At 41.8% G+C, this 19,591-nt stretch carries 19 protein-coding genes and 1 riboswitch; of the genes, 10 read left to right on the forward strand and 9 right to left on the reverse strand.

The features are described from left to right. Nucleotides 1-45: 45 nt before the first annotated feature. Nucleotides 46-366, reverse strand: coding sequence for an ATP-dependent Clp protease adapter ClpS (gene clpS / locus FLL45_RS06130; protein WP_142941091.1), 321 nt, complete (start codon nt 364-366; stop codon nt 46-48). Between the two features lie 443 nt (nt 367-809). Here clpS and cspD point away from each other — a divergent pair, with 443 nt between their 5' ends. Then, nucleotides 810-1,046 carry a cold shock domain-containing protein CspD gene (cspD, locus tag FLL45_RS06135; protein ID WP_142941171.1) on the forward strand — a complete coding sequence of 79 codons (237 nt, stop codon included), beginning with the start codon at nt 810-812 and terminating at the stop codon, nt 1,044-1,046. A gap of 214 nt (nt 1,047-1,260) precedes the next feature. On the opposite strand, the gene FLL45_RS06140 is transcribed toward cspD, so the two are convergent. Next, nucleotides 1,261-3,480 (reverse strand): NADP-dependent isocitrate dehydrogenase, encoded by a 2,220-nt coding sequence (locus tag FLL45_RS06140; RefSeq protein ID WP_142941092.1) that lies wholly within the window; start codon nt 3,478-3,480, stop codon nt 1,261-1,263. Between the two features lie 344 nt (nt 3,481-3,824). Between FLL45_RS06140 and FLL45_RS06145 the strand changes: the two genes are divergently transcribed. Then, nucleotides 3,825-4,397 carry a pseudouridine synthase gene (locus FLL45_RS06145; RefSeq protein ID WP_342778729.1) on the forward strand — a complete coding sequence of 191 codons (573 nt, stop codon included), beginning with the start codon at nt 3,825-3,827 and terminating at the stop codon, nt 4,395-4,397. Nucleotides 4,398-4,497: 100 nt separating this feature from the next. Here the strand turns inward: FLL45_RS06145 and FLL45_RS06150 are convergent, their stop codons facing one another. From FLL45_RS06150 to FLL45_RS06175, 6 genes are all read right to left on the reverse strand, one after another. Beyond that, the gene (locus tag FLL45_RS06150) at nt 4,498-6,546 is read right to left on the reverse strand and encodes a M14 family zinc carboxypeptidase (RefSeq protein ID WP_185964347.1); all 2,049 of its coding nucleotides are present in this window, start codon (nt 6,544-6,546) and stop codon (nt 4,498-4,500) included. 70 nt (nt 6,547-6,616) lie between these two features. After that, nucleotides 6,617-7,777 (reverse strand): GNAT family N-acetyltransferase, encoded by a 1,161-nt coding sequence (locus FLL45_RS06155; RefSeq protein WP_142941095.1) that lies wholly within the window; start codon nt 7,775-7,777, stop codon nt 6,617-6,619. A 31-nt stretch (nt 7,778-7,808) separates the two neighbouring features. Further along, nucleotides 7,809-8,180, reverse strand: coding sequence for a hypothetical protein (locus FLL45_RS06160; RefSeq protein ID WP_142941096.1), 372 nt, complete (start codon nt 8,178-8,180; stop codon nt 7,809-7,811). Between the two features lie 225 nt (nt 8,181-8,405). Beyond that, nucleotides 8,406-8,612, reverse strand: a complete 207-nt coding sequence (locus tag FLL45_RS06165; RefSeq protein WP_142941097.1) for a hypothetical protein — start codon at nt 8,610-8,612, stop codon at nt 8,406-8,408. A 9-nt stretch (nt 8,613-8,621) separates the two neighbouring features. Continuing rightward, a complete protein-coding gene (locus tag FLL45_RS06170; RefSeq protein ID WP_142941098.1) occupies nt 8,622-9,560 on the reverse strand; it encodes a hypothetical protein in 939 nt (312 codons plus the stop codon). Nucleotides 9,561-9,670: 110 nt separating this feature from the next. Further along, nucleotides 9,671-10,879 carry an RtcB family protein gene (locus FLL45_RS06175; protein ID WP_142941099.1) on the reverse strand — a complete coding sequence of 403 codons (1,209 nt, stop codon included), beginning with the start codon at nt 10,877-10,879 and terminating at the stop codon, nt 9,671-9,673. A 555-nt stretch (nt 10,880-11,434) separates the two neighbouring features. On the opposite strand from FLL45_RS06175, the gene FLL45_RS06180 reads away from it, so the two are divergent. From FLL45_RS06180 to FLL45_RS06200, 5 genes are all read left to right on the forward strand, one after another. Continuing rightward, on the forward strand, nt 11,435-12,142 hold the full coding sequence (locus tag FLL45_RS06180; protein ID WP_142941100.1) for a DUF445 domain-containing protein: 708 nt from the start codon (nt 11,435-11,437) through the stop codon (nt 12,140-12,142). A gap of 78 nt (nt 12,143-12,220) precedes the next feature. After that, nucleotides 12,221-12,820 carry a Yip1 family protein gene (locus tag FLL45_RS06185; RefSeq protein ID WP_142941101.1) on the forward strand — a complete coding sequence of 200 codons (600 nt, stop codon included), beginning with the start codon at nt 12,221-12,223 and terminating at the stop codon, nt 12,818-12,820. A 31-nt stretch (nt 12,821-12,851) separates the two neighbouring features. Beyond that, on the forward strand, nt 12,852-13,052 hold the full coding sequence (ccoS, locus tag FLL45_RS06190) for a cbb3-type cytochrome oxidase assembly protein CcoS (protein WP_142941102.1): 201 nt from the start codon (nt 12,852-12,854) through the stop codon (nt 13,050-13,052). A gap of 116 nt (nt 13,053-13,168) precedes the next feature. Further along, nucleotides 13,169-13,786 carry a DUF2057 family protein gene (locus tag FLL45_RS06195; protein ID WP_142941103.1) on the forward strand — a complete coding sequence of 206 codons (618 nt, stop codon included), beginning with the start codon at nt 13,169-13,171 and terminating at the stop codon, nt 13,784-13,786. A gap of 116 nt (nt 13,787-13,902) precedes the next feature. Continuing rightward, nucleotides 13,903-14,592 carry a sulfite exporter TauE/SafE family protein gene (locus FLL45_RS06200; RefSeq protein ID WP_142941104.1) on the forward strand — a complete coding sequence of 230 codons (690 nt, stop codon included), beginning with the start codon at nt 13,903-13,905 and terminating at the stop codon, nt 14,590-14,592. 74 nt (nt 14,593-14,666) lie between these two features. Here the strand turns inward: FLL45_RS06200 and FLL45_RS06205 are convergent, their stop codons facing one another. Next, complete coding sequence (locus tag FLL45_RS06205) at nt 14,667-15,860, reverse strand: alginate export family protein (protein ID WP_142941105.1); 1,194 nt, start codon at nt 15,858-15,860, stop codon at nt 14,667-14,669. Between the two features lie 259 nt (nt 15,861-16,119). Continuing rightward, a riboswitch (molybdenum cofactor riboswitch) is annotated at nt 16,120-16,283 on the forward strand. Here FLL45_RS06205 and moaA point away from each other — a divergent pair. From moaA to FLL45_RS06220, 3 genes are all read left to right on the forward strand, one after another. Then, nucleotides 16,274-17,257, forward strand: coding sequence for a GTP 3',8-cyclase MoaA (gene moaA, locus FLL45_RS06210; protein ID WP_142941106.1), 984 nt, complete (start codon nt 16,274-16,276; stop codon nt 17,255-17,257). It overlaps the preceding riboswitch by 10 nt. Nucleotides 17,258-17,278: 21 nt before the next feature. Then, complete coding sequence (locus FLL45_RS06215) at nt 17,279-18,544, forward strand: molybdopterin molybdotransferase MoeA (protein ID WP_142941107.1); 1,266 nt, start codon at nt 17,279-17,281, stop codon at nt 18,542-18,544. Between the two features lie 20 nt (nt 18,545-18,564). After that, nucleotides 18,565-18,888: a DUF7009 family protein gene (locus FLL45_RS06220; RefSeq protein WP_142941108.1), complete on the forward strand. Its 324-nt coding sequence runs from the start codon at nt 18,565-18,567 to the stop codon at nt 18,886-18,888. The last annotated feature ends 703 nt before the right edge of the window (nt 18,889-19,591 follow it).

Consider the following 19,591-nt stretch of genomic DNA (forward strand, 5'->3'; position numbering starts at 1 on the left):
ACCAACTTCCAGGATTATCGAGTGACAACAAATAATGCTCCCGCCTCATTCCGCTTCCATAGTGCTCATCAGTGGATGATCGTTTGCTCTCGCATAGTCATTCACTAGTGCCACTTTGGTTTCGGCAACATCACTGGTAAATATTCCCGCAGTGCCTTGTCCTTCATAATGGATTTGTAACATGACTCTGGTCGCTTTTTCTGTGTCCATATGGAAGAAGCGTTTGAGCACGTTTACAACAAAATCCATCGGGGTATAGTCATCATTGAGGATTAATACTTTGTACATTCGCGGCTTTTTCGTTTCAGGCTGCGATTCCTCAACAACGAGTCCATGATCTTCCTCACGAATATTTTCGTTGCTCATAATTTAATTCTAGTCAATCAATTTAAAAATGCAGTATTTTCTGAAGGTTTAATTTCGGAGCGTGCAAACGAGATTATTAATGTCCTCTATCCACACACTAGTGTCAAAAGCTTTCATCTTTAGTCTAAACTTTTTAGCAATATGAATGTTAAACAACCATAAATACGACGATAAAAGGTAGCTCTATTCTATAAAAAGTAAATGGGGCACCACTAGCTATTTTTCAATATAAATTTGCCACTAATGACCAATTTATTCATCTCGATTCGTGATGAAGCCGGCGATACACTTGACATAAAACTTGAATTATGCGATTCATTGATGCGCTTTCATAAAAGCTGTTGACGAATACACAAGAAATATTGGGGTAACGCGTAAAATAAAGCTGTAAGCGCGTTATCTTGATGGTTATTCACATATGAAGGGAAAACGAGGAGTAAATGATGGCAACAGGTACAGTCAAGTGGTTCAATAATGCAAAGGGATATGGTTTCATTCGTCCAGATAGCGGCGGAGATGACATTTTTGCCCACTATTCGACCATAGAAATGGATGGCTACAAAAGCCTAAAAGCTGGCCAGGAAGTGGCTTTCGACACCTGCGAAGGCCCAAAAGGTTTGCATGCTTTGGATATCACCCCAGTCGGTGGTGAAATCGTACAAAGCCAAACTGACGAATAATTTCGGGTCCACTGATAGGTGGGCTAATCCAATTTAATCTCTCGCTGCAATGAGTTGCCACTAAGGCAGCTCGTCTGAAAGAAGATTCAGAGTTATTTCTGCGATAAGCAGCAGCGTACAAAATCGACTCAAAAAACCGGCTAATTCATCCAAAAAAATGGCGATATTCGACAATATCGCCATTTATTCGATAAAAATCTAAATAGATTGCTTCTTATACACTAGCGAGTATTTTATTGAAAGTCTCACTAGGGCGCATCGCCTTTGCAGCCAAATCATCATTAGGTAAATAATACCCGCCGATATCCATTGATACTCCTTGTGCACCATTGAGTTCATTGACGATAGACGCTTCGTTTTCACTCATCGACTCAGCAACCTTTTTAAAACGTTCTTGCAAGTTGCTATCCTCGGTTTGCTTAGCAAGTTCCTCGGCCCAATACATGGCGAGATAAAAGTGACTACCTCGGTTATCTAACTCATTGACTTTGCGTGATGGTGACTTGTTATTATCCAAGAAAGTTCCCGTTGCGCGATCTAGCGTATCCGCTAGCACTTTCGCTTGACTATTGTTAGTCGAATTACTCAAGTGCTCCAAAGACGCCGCCAATGCTAAAAACTCTCCCAAAGAATCCCACCGTAAATGATTTTCTTTTTCAAATTGCTGAACATGCTTAGGCGCAGAACCACCAGCACCGGTCTCAAACAACCCACCACCATTCATTAAGGGGACAATTGACAGCATCTTAGCGCTGGTACCTAGTTCTAAAATAGGAAATAAATCGGTTAAATAGTCTCGCAATACATTACCAGTAACCGAAATAGTATCTTCGCCAGCTTTCATTCGTTTTAAAGAAAATAAAGTCGCTTCAACAGGCGCCATAATATGGATTTCCAAACCATCTGTGTCGTGCTGTGGTAGATATTTATTGACCTTTTGAATCAACTGCGCATCGTGCGCCCGTTTTTCATTGAGCCAAAATACCGCAGGCATTCCACTTAACCGAGAACGATTTACTGCTAACTTAACCCAGTCTTGAATCGGCGCATCCTTAACTTGGCACATTCTGAAAATGTCGCCCGCTTCAACCGTTTGTTCAATCACAACTTCGCCCGCTTGGTTAATCACTTTAACCGTACCTGCTTCGGCAATTTCAAAGGTTTTATCGTGCGACCCGTACTCTTCGGCTTTTTGCGCCATCAATCCGACGTTTGGAACGGTTCCCATGGTTGTTGGATCGAACGCTCCGTGCTCCTTACAAAAGTCAATTGTCGCTTGGTAAACGCCTGAGTAACAACGATCCGGAATGACCGCTTTAGTATCTTGTTGTTTACCTTCAGCATTCCACATTTGACCCGAGCCTCGAATCATAGCAGGCATTGATGCATCAACGATTACATCTGATGGGACATGTAAGTTAGTAATTCCACGGTCTGAGTCAACCATAGCTAAACCGGGTCGACTTTGATACAAGGCTTCAATGTCGGCTTTAATTTCAGCTTGCTTGTCTGCCGATAAACTACCCATTTTGGCATACAAATCACCGATACCATTGTTGACATCTACGCCTAGCTCTTGAATCACATCAGCATGCTTTTGCAAAACATCGGAATAAAACACCGAAACAACATGGCCAAAAATAATTGGGTCAGAGACTTTCATCATCGTGGCTTTCATATGCAATGAGAAAAGGACATTATTCGCCTTAGCGTCTTCAATCTCTTTAGCGATAAAGTCTCTCAATGCTTTGGCACTCATCACTGACGCGTCAACAATCTCACCAGCCAAAACGGGTGTAGAAGCTTTTAACGTTTGACTACCGTTGGCGGTTTCTAACTCAATACGCAAGTCATCAGCATTTTCAATCGTGATTGATTTTTCGCTGCCGAAGAAATCACCCGACTCCATACTCGCAACATGCGATAATGAATTAGCATCCCATGCCCCCATTGAGTGAGGATTCTTTTTTGCATAATTTTTAACCGAACCTGGTGCCCTTCTATCTGAATTTCCTTCGCGCAGTACTGGGTTAACGGCACTCCCCTTAATCTTATCGTAACGAGCTTTTATTTCTTTTTCTTCGTCAGAACTGGGTTCTTCAGGATAATTGGGTAACGCAAAACCTTTGTCTTGTAATTCTTTAATTGTCGCTTGCAATTGTGGTATCGACGCGCTGATGTTCGGAAGCTTAATAATGTTCGCTTCAGGTGTTTTGGCCAATTCACCCAGCTCTGCCAGTGCATCTGAAATTTTTTGGTCGTCTTTTAGGTAGTCTGGAAAGTTAGCGATTACGCGTCCAGACAAAGAGATATCTCGGGTTTCAACTTCAACACCTGCCGCGTCGGTGAACGCTTTGACAATTGGCAGCAGAGAGTAAGTTGCTAGGGCTGGTGCTTCATCGGTTTTGGTATAGATGATTTTTGAGGTTGTCATTGGAGTTCCTAATAAAAAGCTCTGTGAATTGATTCTTTAAGAGTTTAATCGGCAATTAGTGCATTTTCGGCCCAAAATAGCCAAACTGACGCATTTCAGCGGCCGCATTATACGCTAATTATTGGCATTTATTCTAGCGCATTGTCGTGTATTCGAATCATTATTGGTCTAAAGTCGAATAGGTTTTCAGCAAAGCTCGCACTTGCTACTAAACTCCCTTAGTTTAGATTAAAATGGCGTCAAACTCTCAAGCATCCTCAATTATGCGAAAGCCCAACTCAAGCTCCAAAACGCGACTTTCAACCAACCGTAATTCTTCTCAAAAAGGTAAATCAGGCAAAAGCTTGTCTAAACCAGACACCGCACCGGTTTTGGTCCTCCTCAATAAGCCATTCAACACGTTATGTCAGTTTACGGGCGAAGATGGTGATTCTACTTTGGCGGATTACGTAAAAATTAAATCTGTTTATCCTGCAGGTCGGTTAGACAAAGACTCAGAAGGGCTTTTACTACTCACCAATGATGGTAATTTCCAACACAAAATCAGTCACCCGAAATTTAAAATGCCGAAGACTTACTGGGTCCAAGTAGAAGGAGTACCTGACGACGAGGCTATTGGAAGATTGCGCCAAGGTGTTGTGCTGAAAGACGGTAAGACCAAACGAGCCAATGTCCAAATCCTCGAGAGTGCCGCTGTTGAAAGCCGAATTTGGGAGAGAACACCGCCGATTCGTCAGCGACAATCGATACCGACAACTTGGATAGAACTAATTATTAGAGAAGGTAAAAACCGTCAAGTTCGCAGGATGACCGCAGCAGTTGGTCACCCAACGCTGCGATTGATTAGAGTTTCGATAGGCCCGTGGAAATTAGCCAATTTATTACCGGGAGAGTATCAGGTTGAGCCGCTCGGTTAAACCATCAGCCAGCGGCAAAATTGCTCGAAGACGCGTTAGTTACTCTTCGGCCAAATACTTTGGAAGTAAAATTCCGGAAATAAAAACTCGAAAATAAACATCACGCTTGTTTACGACGTCTAGTTAACGCCATTACTAACCCAATGAATAGTAACCAATAATGTACTAATCCCCCTCCTCCAGATGAGCTACTCGGCGGTTGCGACTGCGGTGGAGGTGTTGCGGGTGATGAAACGGTTAGGGTCTCACTAGTGACCGCGAGGGCGCCACTATTGTCAGTGACAGTAAGGGTCACCTCTTTCTCACCTTCGCTAGCGAACACATAGCTTGAGGTTACACCTTCAGCGACATTCCCGTCTCCGAAATCCCACTGGTAACTCTCAATGCTCCCGTCCGGGTCGAGACTGGCCGAGGCATCAAACTGACAACTTAAATCAGCACAATTTGCGGTGAAACTGGCACTAGGCGAGGCATTTTCACCCACGCTAATCATGCCCGCTGAAACTGCTCCGGCCTGACCTTGCGAGTTGATAGCTCTCACGTAAACCAGATGTTGGCCTGGTGGCAAGGTGTCTGTATTGATCGTCGCTTGCGCGGTTTGAGTTGTGGGCGCAGAAGCGTTTGGGTTGTCAAAAATAACTTCACGAGTTGCTGTTTCCTGCCAAACTGGGATTCCCAGCGAATACTCGATGCGGTCAACATTGCGCTCGCCACCACTGAGAGCTGTGCGAGTCGCAGAAGCGGTCACTGACAACTCAACCTGTGTACCAGCGGTTATCGAAACGGATTGATTGGAACCGTTTAAAGTTAACCGAGAAATGTCAGGACCAAAAGGTATCTGGTATGGAGCACCGACAATTTTTGCCGCATACGAGAGCGCATTGAGATTAGTGTTTTTAACCGAGAAATTATAAGTCGTGCAACTCTGGAAAAACTCAGTTCCTAGCTCAAAAGTAATCGCAGGAATACCTAACTCACCATAACTTACATTATCGCTAGTGCCGTCTGTTGGATATAAGCCAACACTCTGCATTGGAGCGTAGTTATTGAACCAAGCGAGTTTGTGTCCCATTTCAACGAAAGCGGCATCATTGGGGGAAGCTCCCTGTTTGTGCCCATAAGGCCAGAGGACTAACTGGCTATAGCTATGAACATCAATATGCATACCTTGAGTATCTTCTGGAGCAGCATCATCATCATTAGGTCCGCGTCTGTCAGGGAATATACTCCGAATATAGTTGGAAACCGCTTGCGTTTCTGGCTCTGACTCTGGGCTACTTCCGCGATAGGTACTATCACAGGCAACCCCGCTCGAACCATTCGTCGTTGAGTTCCAGGTTTGTGCGAAATTTCTGTTGAGGTCGACGCCAACATTACCACCAGGGCAGTGGTTTTGATTAGTATTTTTGCGCTGTAAAATTTGGCCTTCGGCTATCTTTCGGCCATCAGGATTCATATGAAATAAGATGTGTACTTCGTGTTGATCGACAATCCATTGCGAATCAGGATTTGTCGCGTAATCCTCTAGTAACAATTTAGCAAAATCCAACGTCAACGCCGCAGGCGTATATTCGCGTGCATGCATGGCGCTATGAATAAATAGTATTGGCTTGTCTTTAACAATTGCTTGATTCGTTATTTTCAATACCATCAAGTCGTAACCCGAACCCGAATTAATTTTTGACCAGGAATCCCCAATATCTATCCATTCTGCCAGTTGTGGGTATTCTTGCTCTAACCTGGTCGCCTCCGCATAGGTTTCTTCCACCGTTAAATAACACTCATAGCCAGGGATTCCGTCAACACCGAACATCGATAGCGAACTCGCCTTGCTGCCCCCAGCTTCACGTTTTAAAGATTTAAGCTGCGCAAACTTCGCATTAACGTCTTCTAGCCATTTATCTGCCGAAGAAATTTTGAGATCGAATTCACTCAGTTTTCTTAAATCTTGATCGTTTAACTCCAGAATCAAGTAACCTTTATCGATGTGGCTTTCAAGAACAGCGTGGTGAAATGAAATGGCAACTTTACGAGCAAGCTGTTTATTATCTGTAGCGACTTTAAATGCTTTGAGCTGGGCAATATCGCTATGCGCTTGAATAGACAATACGGATAATGTTGCTATCACTAAGAAAATTATTTTTATCAATTTCATCTCTATCGACTTGTTGAGTTTTTTCTTCATTGTAACCAGAGTCAAATAGCTAACAAGGTAAATATTACGCTTTCATGGCACTTTCAATATTTTTATAGGGTAAACTTAAGCAGGTTTCTTGAATAACATTATCAACTATCTTCTCCTCTTGAGATACATATTGATAAATCGCTTGCCGAAATTTAGGATTACCTATCCAATGATTCGAATAAGTCTTTACCGGATAAAAGCCTCTAGCAACTTTGTGATCGCCCTGCGCGCCCGCATCAAACTTGTCTATCAGATGCTTTATCGCAAATTCGATTCCTTGATAATAACAAAGCTCAAAATGCAGAAACTCAAACTCTTTGACACATCCCCAATAACGACCATACAAATTTTTAGCATCATAAAAGAAAAGAGATGCGGCAATCATCTCATTATTTTGAAACGCAGCTATCAACATTACATTAAGTTCGTTTGACTGGCTCAAGCTTGTAAAAAAATCTTCCGTCAAATAGCCGCCATGCCCACTCCGTTTCATGTAGGTCAGTTGATACATGAAGTAAAAACGCCGCCAGATATCCTCGGTTAACTGGTCTTTTTTGAGTACTTTAACTTGCAAATTATTCTCGGCAATACATCGCCTTTCGCGTTTAATATTTTTGCGCTTTTTAATTTTACATTTCGCCAAAAAATCATTGAAATCTGCATATCCATCATTAAGCCAATGATACTGAACACCACTTCTACTGAACATATTGTGCGACGCCATTACTCTGCTTAGCGTTTGCGTAGGAAATAGCATATGAAAAGAACTAATCGATTGATTGCGATAAATAGAAATCAAATGTTCATTTAGCGAGCGAATAAATACTTCCAAGTCAACAGAACTATCAATACCAATCCTTGGTCCGCTAGCTGGCGTAAATGGAATAGCTGTAATCAGTTTAGGATAGTATTCAAAACCCGCCGAATGAAAGGCATTCGCCCACTGAAAGTCAAATACGTATTCGCCATAACTGTGGGTTTTCAAATAACCAGGCATTACCGCTAGAAATTGTCCCTGGTTAATAAGGGCACAGTGGTTTACCTGCCAGCCAGTCTGCTGGCCTACTGACTTACTCGATTCCAACGCGAGAAGATAGTCGTATTGTAAAAACGGGTAATCCGTGGCTATTAATCGCTGCCAATCTTCTTTCGGTATTTGTATTATTTGGTCGAAAAACCGTAATTCATTTGTCATTACTGCTCATTCATCATTTAGTATCGTTCTATCAATCAAACACAAATGGACAACCACCATATTCATTTAATTTTTCGTTCCAGCGAATAACATCATTGGCTCTTCTCCAACGCTCATGAAAAAACTCCATTAGACAAGGCCCCTGCTCTAACTCCACCATAAAGGTATCACGTTCTTTTACTTGACTGTACTCCGGATAGTCACTTCCTTGTCCCCAAGTAAGCCCTCCTTTTTGCTTAGCATATTCTTGCCAGAAGGACTCTACTGTCAGCCATGAATCTGCGGTTTCACTCCAAATAATCATATTCTGATTTTTGTCAGTACTGACATCTGCGTGTTCCGGCTTTTTGGCAAAGCCCGTCACAGAATATGACAAGAATAAGACGAATAACAATAAACGCATTTTAGGATACTCCTTTCTAATTGGTTTGATAATAGACGCACTTGTCTAACTTTCATTACATAAAAATGCTCACCTAAAACGCAAAAGAGGGACGGAATAAACTCCAAACGGCGGAAATATTGAAGGTTTAGTATTAATGTCTGGTAGTGATAGAGGGATGATAGGTCGATGGGTATTACTATGAAGAATAGCGTCAGTATTGGGTTGCCTTTGTTCTCTCAGAACCTAGTGGCTTAAAATAAAGTAGCCCGAGTCGCGAGCCATTTGCTTAACCTCGCGACGGGCTGCTGCTCTTTGAGCAGAGTTTGATTGTTGATGAGCGCCACCTCTTCTCATTAGCGGGTTTAACGCTAGTGGATTACGCGGTGCCCGCATAACTGCGGTCTCCCGGCTATTACGCTTTTTGCTTTTACGCTTTTTACTTTTAGCCATGTATCCTCCTTAGGCTACTTTCAAATGCCACCACATTGGCGACTTTATTTTCTTATAGCGACGTTTTGCCCTCTTATCTTGTATTACAAAGCTGGGTCCTTCTGAAGTTTGCGAAAAACAGAACTTTTTCGGTAGTTCTGTGTATAGACTTTTTGGCGGGCGCGAGCTTCTCAAATTTTTCAAAACTGCACCTGTTTCATAGTCATGATAATACACGTCTTTTATACCCAACTCGTCAGCAATAAATTGAATGCTATAACCTAGCACTACCTCACTCCAACATTTACCATAGGTCGCTAAAAATTGGTTCGTATAGCGAAGCGTCTTCTCTGTCTCATAATACGCCCCACCATATCGATATTGTTCGTTTCCGTTTTTCTGGGCACAAACAGCGACTCGATGATGATAGGATGCGATTCGTATCCAATCAGTTTGTATTTCTTCAATAAGTGCTTTGCCGCTTTCTAAATCGAAATCGATCCTTGACCAAGCGATTGAGCTTTTTTGCTGGTGGATTGGGTGTCCCCAACGTTTAAACAATTCGGTATCAAGACCAATATTTCTTACCATTTGATCGTGCTCATTGGTTAAGTTAAATTGCAAAACCAAGTTAACACCGGGGCGACTGGTTTGGCTCCAATTGTAACTATCGCAATGCCCCCAGTGAGCAAGGGTTACGACAAACGTTTTGTATGAGTCTGCGATAAAAGATTCGAGTCGCTCATGCGTCAACACACCATCACCACAATGGCGAATAATGCTTTTTACTCGCGGTTTATTCAGCAGTTTTGCCAAGCAATGCTGTCTAATCTGAGAAATCGCCAAGTGTTGCTTTTCGCCGATTAATTTAGATAGCATGTAAACAGCATATTGTTCTTCAAAATAAAAAAATAACCGTCTATCCTCATCGAGACATGCTAGAACCTCTTCTAAAGTTTTCAAGTCCATAAGCTTTTTTCCTTAAATTTTTAATCAGTTTTATTCGTTCAGTTTTGAAACCGGGTCTGGTTTTCATGGTTTTCTCCTTGATGCAACAGCATCGATTCAATTAACGTTAGCTAACCTTTAACACACAATACTTGTTTGAGTTGATGGACAACTTCTACGAGATCAACCTGATTTTCCATAACCTGATCAATTCTCTTATACGCCTCTGGTATTTCATCGATAACACCATTATCTTTGCGACACTCAATGCCTTTGGTTTGTCGCTCTAAATCAATTCGCTTGAAAGCTTTTCTAGCAGCCATTCGGCTCATCTTCCGTCCTGCACCATGAGCGCAAGAACAAAATGATTGAGGCTCTCCTTTACCAGAAACTATGTAGGAGCGGTCTCCCATACTACCTGGAATAATGCCCAACTCGCCTAGCCGGGCACTTATCGCACCTTTGCGAGTGATGTAAACATTCTCACCAAAGTGATGCGCTTTTTCGACATAGTTGTGATGGCAATTAATCGCTTCTTTAGTCAGCATAAAACTCGGTAAGAATGGCTTTATTGCTGCTACAAGTAATTTCATCATCTCCTGACGATTTATCAAGGCGTAATCTTGCGCCCAGGAAACCGCATTGATGTAGTCTTCAAAATTGATATTACCTTCTTTAAAATAAGCGAGATCTCTGTCCGGCAAATTATGCATATGGCCTTGCATATCTTTTTTCGCTTTTTGAATAAAATAGCGCCCGATCGCATTGCCAATACCACGACTTCCTGAATGTAACATCAACCAAACATCCTGATTTTCATCAATACAAACTTCAATAAAATGATTACCACTTCCTAAAGTACCCAGTTGTTGCAGCCAAGTCTGACGCGGTTTTTTCAGCATTTTTAGTAAAGTCGGGTGTGCTTCGAATAAACTATCCATCCCAACCTGAAGTGGCTTGGCTGCATTAGCACGTGCAGATATCAATTTATGAGCGCCCGCCCCGACAGGAATAGCTCTCTCAATTGCTGACCTCATTGGTTTTAAATTATCAGGTAACTGATATGCTTTTAGCGATAGTCTTACCGCATTCATTCCGCAACCAATATCAACACCGACAGCCGCAGGGATTATCGCTTGTTTGGTTGGAATGACCGAACCAACAGTCGCTCCTATCCCTACATGGACATCAGGCATCGCCGCGATATGCGAATGGATAAACGGTAACTGCGCTAAGTTTTTTAGTTGAGTTAGCGCTTTACTATCAACTTCATCCGTGTAAATTTTAACCGGCTTTAATCCGTTTGTTTGATTCTTATTTAATTCTATTTTTATAGGCACAACTCAGCCCTCACTGTGTTTACAAAAACACAAATTAATTCAAAGTTATCCTTTCGAGATGAGCGTGTTCGATCAGACCTGATTGGTAAAAGAAAAAATTCTGATCAAAAAAGCCCTGCTAGAATTCTAGTCAGGGCTTTTTAGATTTCCTGACTCGAAAGGCATTTTACCTTCCGAGTAGCGAAGCATTTGGAAGGTTATTTTTTATTATCCTGTTTAAAACATATTGGCATTCCAACTACTCCTCATTGATCTTTGGTTAACTATAATAGTCGACTAATTAATTTCACGTACATTTCACATTGAACATGTCAATTAATTAGTTTTTTGAATTAGAACTTTGGCGACAAACAATTCTTACCGCCTAAATTTTGCGCAATCATACGCCTGTAAAATCTTTTGTCAACGTTTTTAATAAAATAATTGAGTATTGAAGTCGTTTAATTTTGAAATATAATAAAAACCTTAAGCGCTCTGCATATTGCAAAATTTGGCATGAATAACTTTGCAATAAACAGATAAGAAACGAATAACTTTGGAATAAAAAAATTTACAATGAATAAAAGTATCGTCACAAACTTAGTGGCTTTTAGCCTTATTCCGCTTGGCTATTTTTTAAATCAGCCAATTATATTAACAATAGGATTATTCTCTTTTAGTGGCGCACTTACCAACTGGCTAGCCGTTCACATGCTATTTGAAAAAGTACCAGGACTTTACGGATCAGGTGTAATCCCTGCACGTTTCGAAGAATTCAAAACTGCCATCAAAACAATGATGATGGAACAGTTTTTTAGTGATGAGAATATTGATAAATTTCTGAGTCATGAAGCGGGTGTTAAACCAGATTTACATTTAAAACCAGTGATTGAAAAAGTCGACCTATCACCTGCTTTCGACCGATTAGTCTCAGTCATCATGCAATCGTCATTTGGTGGAATGTTGGGCATGTTCGGTGGTCAAGAGGCTTTATTGCCCCTCAAGGAGCCGTTTATTACTAATATGAAGGCTTCCTTATTTGACTTAACAGGGACGGAAGAATTTGCGGATTTACTCAAAGAAGAAATCGAGCAGCCAGAAGTATTGTCAGATATCAAACAAAAAATATCCGCAATTATCGACAAACGGCTCAATGAACTTACCCCACAACTCGTTAAAGAAATTGTACAAAATATGATCAAAGAACACCTAGGTTGGCTGGTAATCTGGGGTGGCATTTTTGGTGGTTTGATCGGTTTATTGTCCTCGATCATGTTTAGGTGATGTTTTTGCGGGTTTCGATTGCAGATCCAACACGCTGAGGTATTATTATTCCGATAATTTATTCGAGGGAGATAACTTATGTCAGCAACCAACGCGATTGCTTTGTTATATGGCCCATCTGAGGTCTGGAAAAAAATAAGTGATAAACAACAAAGTGTTACGGAAATCTACCTTAAGTTCTTGATTTTCTTCGCTGCAATTCCACCAGCATCAGCTTTTGTCGGCGCGACTTATGTCGGCTGGACTGTAGGAGATAACACCTACAAACTGACTACAGAAAGTGCACTCTATCTTTCAATAAGTGCTTATTTTGCGATACTTGTCGCAGTTGCCGTTATTGCGGCATTTATCCACTGGATGGCGAAAACCTATGGAACCGAGCCGCGCTATCGTCGTTGCTTGAAACTCACAGCGTATAGCCTTACTCCGATGTTTTTAGCCGGTGTTTTGGGCAGTTGGCCTATCCTTTGGTTAGATATGTTAATAACGCTCGTTGCGATTGGTATGTCTGTTAATCTGCTCTACAAAGGCGTGCCCACTGTGATGGGAATTAATCAAGAAAAAGGCTTTCTATTTGCCAGTTCAATTTTGACCGTTTGTATGGTCAGCTTTGTTGGAATGCTCGCAATCACTATCGTTTTCTGGGGTTCTGGCGTTTCACCGATATTTACCTCTTAAAAATTAAGAACCACTCGAGAAGTAGCAATCGATGGACGTCATTTACTGGTTGATTCCCCTTTCAATCGCTATTTTAATGGCCGCGATTGCTATTTTCTTTTGGGCAGTTCGTTCTGGTCAATTTCAGGACCTTGACTCTCCGGCTGTTGATATTCTGTTCGAGGATGATCAAGATAGCATTCCGCAGCCAAGTAAAGACAAAACGAAACATAAAGCGACCAAAATCAAATAATCAGTTTATAACCCTGACAATATTCACCGCGACATATCGACGCACCCGACAATCGAAAGGATGCGTAACTTGCGCTCAAATGATACTCTGACACCTTTTAGCGATACCCTATATTTATGTTTCGACACTTAACTATCTTAATCAGCGTTAGCTTAATTCTAGTGATGCCTGGAAGAACGCTCGCAGCGAGTAAAATTGTGCTGGCTAACTCTTTTTCAGCCCTCGCGATGAATGGCAAAACTATCGAGCCTACCGCTCAAATGAGTAAAACTGTGTCGCTCAACTCCGGTCTCAATCGATTAGTTGTCGAATTTGAAGGCACCTTTAAAAGCGAAGATAGTAACGCCATCGAAGTCGTTAAATCATTACCATTTCTTATCGAGATTTACCTAGAGAAAGACCAAACTTACCAACAGAGACTTCTACAACCATTCGGCAGTGAAGCGGCTCAGCAATTTGCGAAAGTCCCAAAATTTAGTTTCGTGAACATGGCAACCAATCAGCAACAAAACTTTCAATTAAATGCGCTATCAAGTAAAAATCAAGAATACCTTAAAGCAGAGTCTCGATTACCGACTCGCAAGACATTAATCATCAGCGCTGATACCGCAAAATCAGCAGTAAAACAGGCTCCAGCTCCCCACTTGTCGACCGTCTCAGAAAAACTTGATTATTGGTGGGAAAAAGCGAGTGAAGCTGAACGTGAAGCATTCCTCAAACGAATTGAAGAGTAATTTAACAGAAGTTACCAACATCGATTTGAGCAAAAAAACGAGTAAACAACATCCTTACTCTGATATTAAGGATTGGTGTTAACGCCGATTATTAAACGAAATATAACGAGAGAAATATGAGTTACGAATCAACCACCCTCGTTGGTGCTTTCATACTCGGATTAATGGGCGCAAGCCACTGTGTTGGAATGTGTGGCGGTATCATTGGAAGTTTGTCGATGGCCACTAAAGACTCTGCTAAAAAATGGATAAACATTTCATTATATCAATTTGGCCGAATAGCCAGTTATACACTATTTGGTCTTATTGCCGGTTGGATAGGCTCTCAAGCCGATGGTATGACGCCGATACCAATATTAAAAACGCTCTCTGGGATACTACTCATTCTGATGGGGCTCTACGTTAGCCGAATTTGGATGGGCCTTACCTACTTAGAAAAAATCGGTAAGCTGCTTTGGGATAAAATAAGCCCTTTAAGCAAACGTTTGCTACCAGTTCAATCTCCCGGACAAGCCATTTTGTTGGGTAGTTTGTGGGGGTGGTTACCATGCGGACTCGTCTACACTGCCCTCGGTTTCGCGCTTGCCGCTTCAGACCCTCTCTATAGTAGTATGTTCATGCTTAACTTTGGGATTGGTACCCTGCCCGCCACTCTCTTGGCTGGCGCTGCAAGTTTAACTTTGAAACAATGGTTAAATAAGGCCCCCATCAGAACAATAAGTGCACTAGTTTTTATTGGCCTTGGTGTCTGGACTCTCTATACGTTGTATTTTGGCGCAGATATGGGACATCATCACCACCATTAAAAAGCGGGCAATTTGCCCGCCGTTTTATCCCGCTTGTTCGCCTTTTGATAGCTTAATTCGTTAAGCAACCCAACCTATAGTTGATAAGTCAGCATAAACCACATCTTGTCTCGTGACGCATAACTTGCATTATCACTACTAAAATCCGCCAATTTAAATAGACCAGCCCAATGCTTATTGAACTTTTTAGTCACAACCAGATCAAACTCCGAGCCCAAATCGACTCCGCCTTCATCGGTTGAAAAATCATGGTAAAACAACTTTATATCAGCACCAGCTAGCTTGAATCCTCCCTTGATATAGAAATCTTCAATGCCAGCCGTAGGCGTCCCCAAAAAGACATCCGCCCAGCCCTGGAACTTATGCAAAGTAGCGAGTGAGGTCGTGAATCCTTGGCCGCCAGTTTGGTCGCCCCCCAGCACTTCAATTCCGGCTCCTACGCTAAAATTACCGGTGTTGTAATTGCCATCAATGTGGTAATAGTTAGCTTTATAATCATTCGGGTTATCACCCGCATCAGATTGCGACGCATATTCGAAAATGTAACCGAAATCACCAGCTTTACCCTGATAACGAATACCAAAGGTGTTGTTAGACAACCCAACTGCGTCTTCGTTGTCGATGGCAAAATAATAACCGGAGAACTTGCCTTTACCAATCTTGTAGTCGACGTTAACAAGGTGAGTATTATGTTGATGATCGCCAGCAGGGACGGATTCTCCAAAAATTCGATTCACGTTGTAAACATACGCATAACTGTACTTGAACTCTCCGGCACCAGAATTGACCGTGAAACTATCGTAAGTTTGCTCATTTTGTCGCCAACCGACGCCACCGACAAACCGTTGATTGCCAATGAGTATTCTTTGCCGTCCCAACGCGAACTTAGCCGAATCGCCCGAATATCGAATATAAGCTTGGTTCACCTCGGTGCCTTCCGGATCCGCAACAACGGGAAACTGACCGCGTGTCGGCGAGGTTCCTTGACCAGAATTGAAATCATCCATACCGATTTCTGTGACATCATCAAATTCAATCACGCTGTCTAATTTGGGCCGCCACTTGGTTTTTATCGTAGCGCGAGTTCTTAGCGTGGACGCTTCGGCGTCCTCAGCGATACCGTCTTGGCTCACCAGTTCAACCCGATACCTAAAACTTAAATCGATCTCAGACTCGATTGCTTCGCTCGCAATCCCATCTAGAGGAAGCATTAGAAGCGAACTAGTCATAAGCGCGATTGGCATTTTAAATTTGAGTTCACGAACCATCGAATATCTCCAAATCGTATACAATAAAGTAGAATTTCTATGCTTAATATAGACCAATAACTATTAATGTGACTTGAAGAATTTCCAGGTTAACAACGTAAATAGACAATAAATAGACAACACCCAGCAAATCGCCTAGTAAAATGCTCGGTATCAGCACCTACTCGCTCGCAAGCAGTCGCTCCCCATGCTGGACATAAAATCTTGCAGTTTGTCTCGCTGTTTGTATTGCGGTAACATGAAAATCTGTTAATTTAGGTGTAATTAACAACTCCGAGCTTTGTCTAACTAAGTTCATGATCAGTGTATAAGTTTTCATACGCGATTAAGAATAAGTTGATTTAGCCGCAGTTCACACTGCCAGGGTTAGCCGAGAAATTTGCTAGCCTCCCGTATTTGGAAAGGAGCATTATTTGAACGAGTCATTAGTCGATCCATACGGTCGACGGTTCCCTTATCTCAGATTATCGCTAACCGATGTCTGCAATTTCTCATGCCAATATTGTTTACCCGATGGCTATCAGTGCGGCGAGAAGAAACAGTTTTTGACTGAAACTGAAATCAAAAACCTGATCAGTGCATTTGCAGAACTGGGTACTTATAAGGTTAGACTGACTGGGGGCGAACCAACTATTCGTAAAGATTTTGATGATATTCTTTCGACTGTCAGCAGAATACCGGGCGTTGAGCAGGTGGCAATGACCACCAATGGATATCGCTTAAAGCAAAATATCACCAAATGGGTTAACCTGGGTTTGACTCATTTAAATGTCAGTGTTGATAGTCTCGATGCGAACTTATTCCATTCGCTCACAGGACATAACCGTCTCAAAGAGATAATACAAGGCATTGACCTGGCTCTAGAATCACCCCTTAAGCAGATTAAACTAAACGCAGTACTGCTTAAAAATGTAAACTCACATCAAATCGACCAATACACAGACTTATTAAAAACAAAATCAATATCGATGCGTTTTATTGAGTTGATGCAAACTGGTGATAATCACGATTACTTTCAGCGGTATCACGTTTCATCACAAGTCATCAAGAATCACCTTTTTTCGCGCGGCTGGACTGAAAAAATCCGTGATAAAGCCGCGGGACCAGCAGTTGAATATTTCCATCCTGAATACCAGGGAAGCTTCGGAATTATTGCTCCCTACTCAAAAGACTTTTGTGACTCTTGCAATCGATTGCGTGTATCAGCGGTTGGTGATTTCCATTTATGCTTGTTTGGTGAGGAAGGATATAGTATTCGCCATTTACTGCAATCTTCTGCACAGAAGCAAGAGTTAAAAGACGCACTCCGCTATCATCTCGACTTCAAAAAGAAAAGTCATTTCTTGCATGATGGTAATCCCGGGGCCACACCTAATTTAGCTTCAGTGGGCGGCTAAAAACTTCGGCTGAGGGAAAAAGTGAATAACAATTCTAATCATTACACTGATCACTTTATGATTGGCTTTGAACAAGCCCGCGAGCTCATTTTTGACACTGTCTCCGAAAACGCTTACGAGGTTATTTCCCTCGCCGATTCATCTGGTAGAGTACTAGCGAAGCCAATCCAAGCAAATGAGTCATTACCACCATTCAACAATACCGCGATGGACGGTTACGCAGTGGTTGCTTCTGATCTCAAAGAGGCTTCACCTGAGCACCCCGTTGACCTCAAACTAGCGGGAATTACCGCTGCAGGAGAATTACCTAGTAACGTAGATGATACTCAGGGAACGGCCTGGAAAATAATGACCGGCGCGCCAGTTCCACGTGGTTACGATTCAATTATTCCTGTCGAAAGAACGCAGTTAAAAAACAATATCGTGAGTTGTTATCTAGCCCCTAAAAAAGGCGATCATATTCGCAAGATAGGTGAAGATTTTTTAGCGGGAGAAACCATTGGCGAACTTGGCGAGATTATTAATAGCAATTCGATAATGGCCTATTCGGCACAGGGTATCGATAAGGTTACCGTCTTCGCTCGCCCCTCTATCGCGGTATTTGCAACGGGCAAAGAGCTGGTTGACGACCCTAAAGCGAAGTTAAAACCAGGTCAAATCAGAAACTCTAACAAGCCGTTCATTTTAAACTGGTTAGCGAAATATCCCGTTGAACTGATAGATGCTGGGACAAATTTAGACGATGCGGAACAATTCGAAAACGATCTCAAGCAATGTTTACATAACCAAGTAAACATCATCATAAGCAGTGGAGCCGTATCGATGGGTGATTTTGATTTTATCCCTCAAACAATTCAAAAATTAGGGGGAGAAATAATCTTTCACAAATCAAAAATAAAACCTGGCAAACCGATACTTTTTGCAAAATTTAGCAATGGCAGCTTTTACTTTGGTCTACCCGGGAATCCTATTTCATCCATAATTGGTGTTCGCTTTTTCGTATCAACAGCATTACGCAAGATGTTGGGACTCACAATGGAGTACGCTGCTTTAGCGTCGGTCAACAACGTGTATTCTAAAAAAGCAGGATTAAAAAATATCCTCAAAAGCCACTTAAAAATAACCTCAGAAGGTCAACTAACCATTCAAATTCTCGATGGTCAAGAATCATTTAAGATTAAGCCACTGCTTAGATCAAATAGCTGGGCAATCGTTGACGAATCGATTGAGCAGCTGAATAAAAATGATAAAGTAGAGTTTTACCCAAACCACATGAACTGGGAATAAACAATAAAAGGAATTTAACAGTGAAACTACGCATTGAAAGAGATTCAATCAAGTTTAAAGTATCGAAAGAACAAGCCAATCAATTACTCGCTGACGAGGTATTGTTAGACGCGGTGCCTTTGACCAGTCTTCTCAAATTAACTTACTCAGTCGAAGTTACCGAACATTTATCTAAGTTTGAATATAGTGAAATCGATCACTGCCTCTCGCTCAGAATAAACCGCGATATTCTCCAAAAAGAACTCACAGAAGGACCAACTAAAAAAGGCATTTTAATCGAGCACGATATTAATGACTCAAAATACATCAGTGTCGGATTACAAGTCGATTTAAAAACGTCATAACCAGAAAATTCAGCCAAATTGGTATTTATATTCGCTAAACTCGAGAAGATAAATTAGAACTGAGAGGTTTGACTTAATCCTACAACTCAATAGTTGCAAAACGGGAAATCGAAGTTGACACTTTCAAATAACATTGCATTCAGTACTTAACACCCCGTCTAACCTCCTCTAGAGAAAAACTTTCTCAAAGCTTTAGTCAACTAAGATTAAAAGGCAAGGTTTGCCTTATAAGTGACTGCCTTTTAAGTGACTGCCTTATAAGTGACAGTCACTATATCGACAATCACTCACGCTATCAATCTTCAATCTCTGAGTTGTCTCGGTGTTGTTCTCGCCTTCTTTTATGAGCTTCCTTTCTTGATAATGTGAATTCATTGATTAAGGAGCACGAATGGCCATCAAGCGCAGTGACCTGATTGATTCTGAAAATATTACTGACAGTCACTATATCGACAATCACTCACGCTATCAATCTTCAATCTCTGAGTTGTCTCGGTGTTGTTCTCGCCTTCTTTTATGAGGTTCTTTTCCTGATAATGTGAATTCATTGATTAAGGAGCACGAATGGCCATCAAGCGCAGTGACCTGATTGATTCTGAAAACGCTGGTTACTATCACCTGATATCCCGTTGTGTTCGACGGGCTTTCTTATGTGGTGTGGATGATGAGACCGGGGTATCTTATGAACATCGCCGTGCTTGGA

The organism is Aliikangiella marina, from assembly GCF_007004765.1.
Classification (GTDB): Bacteria; Pseudomonadota; Gammaproteobacteria; order Enterobacterales; family Kangiellaceae; genus Aliikangiella; species Aliikangiella marina.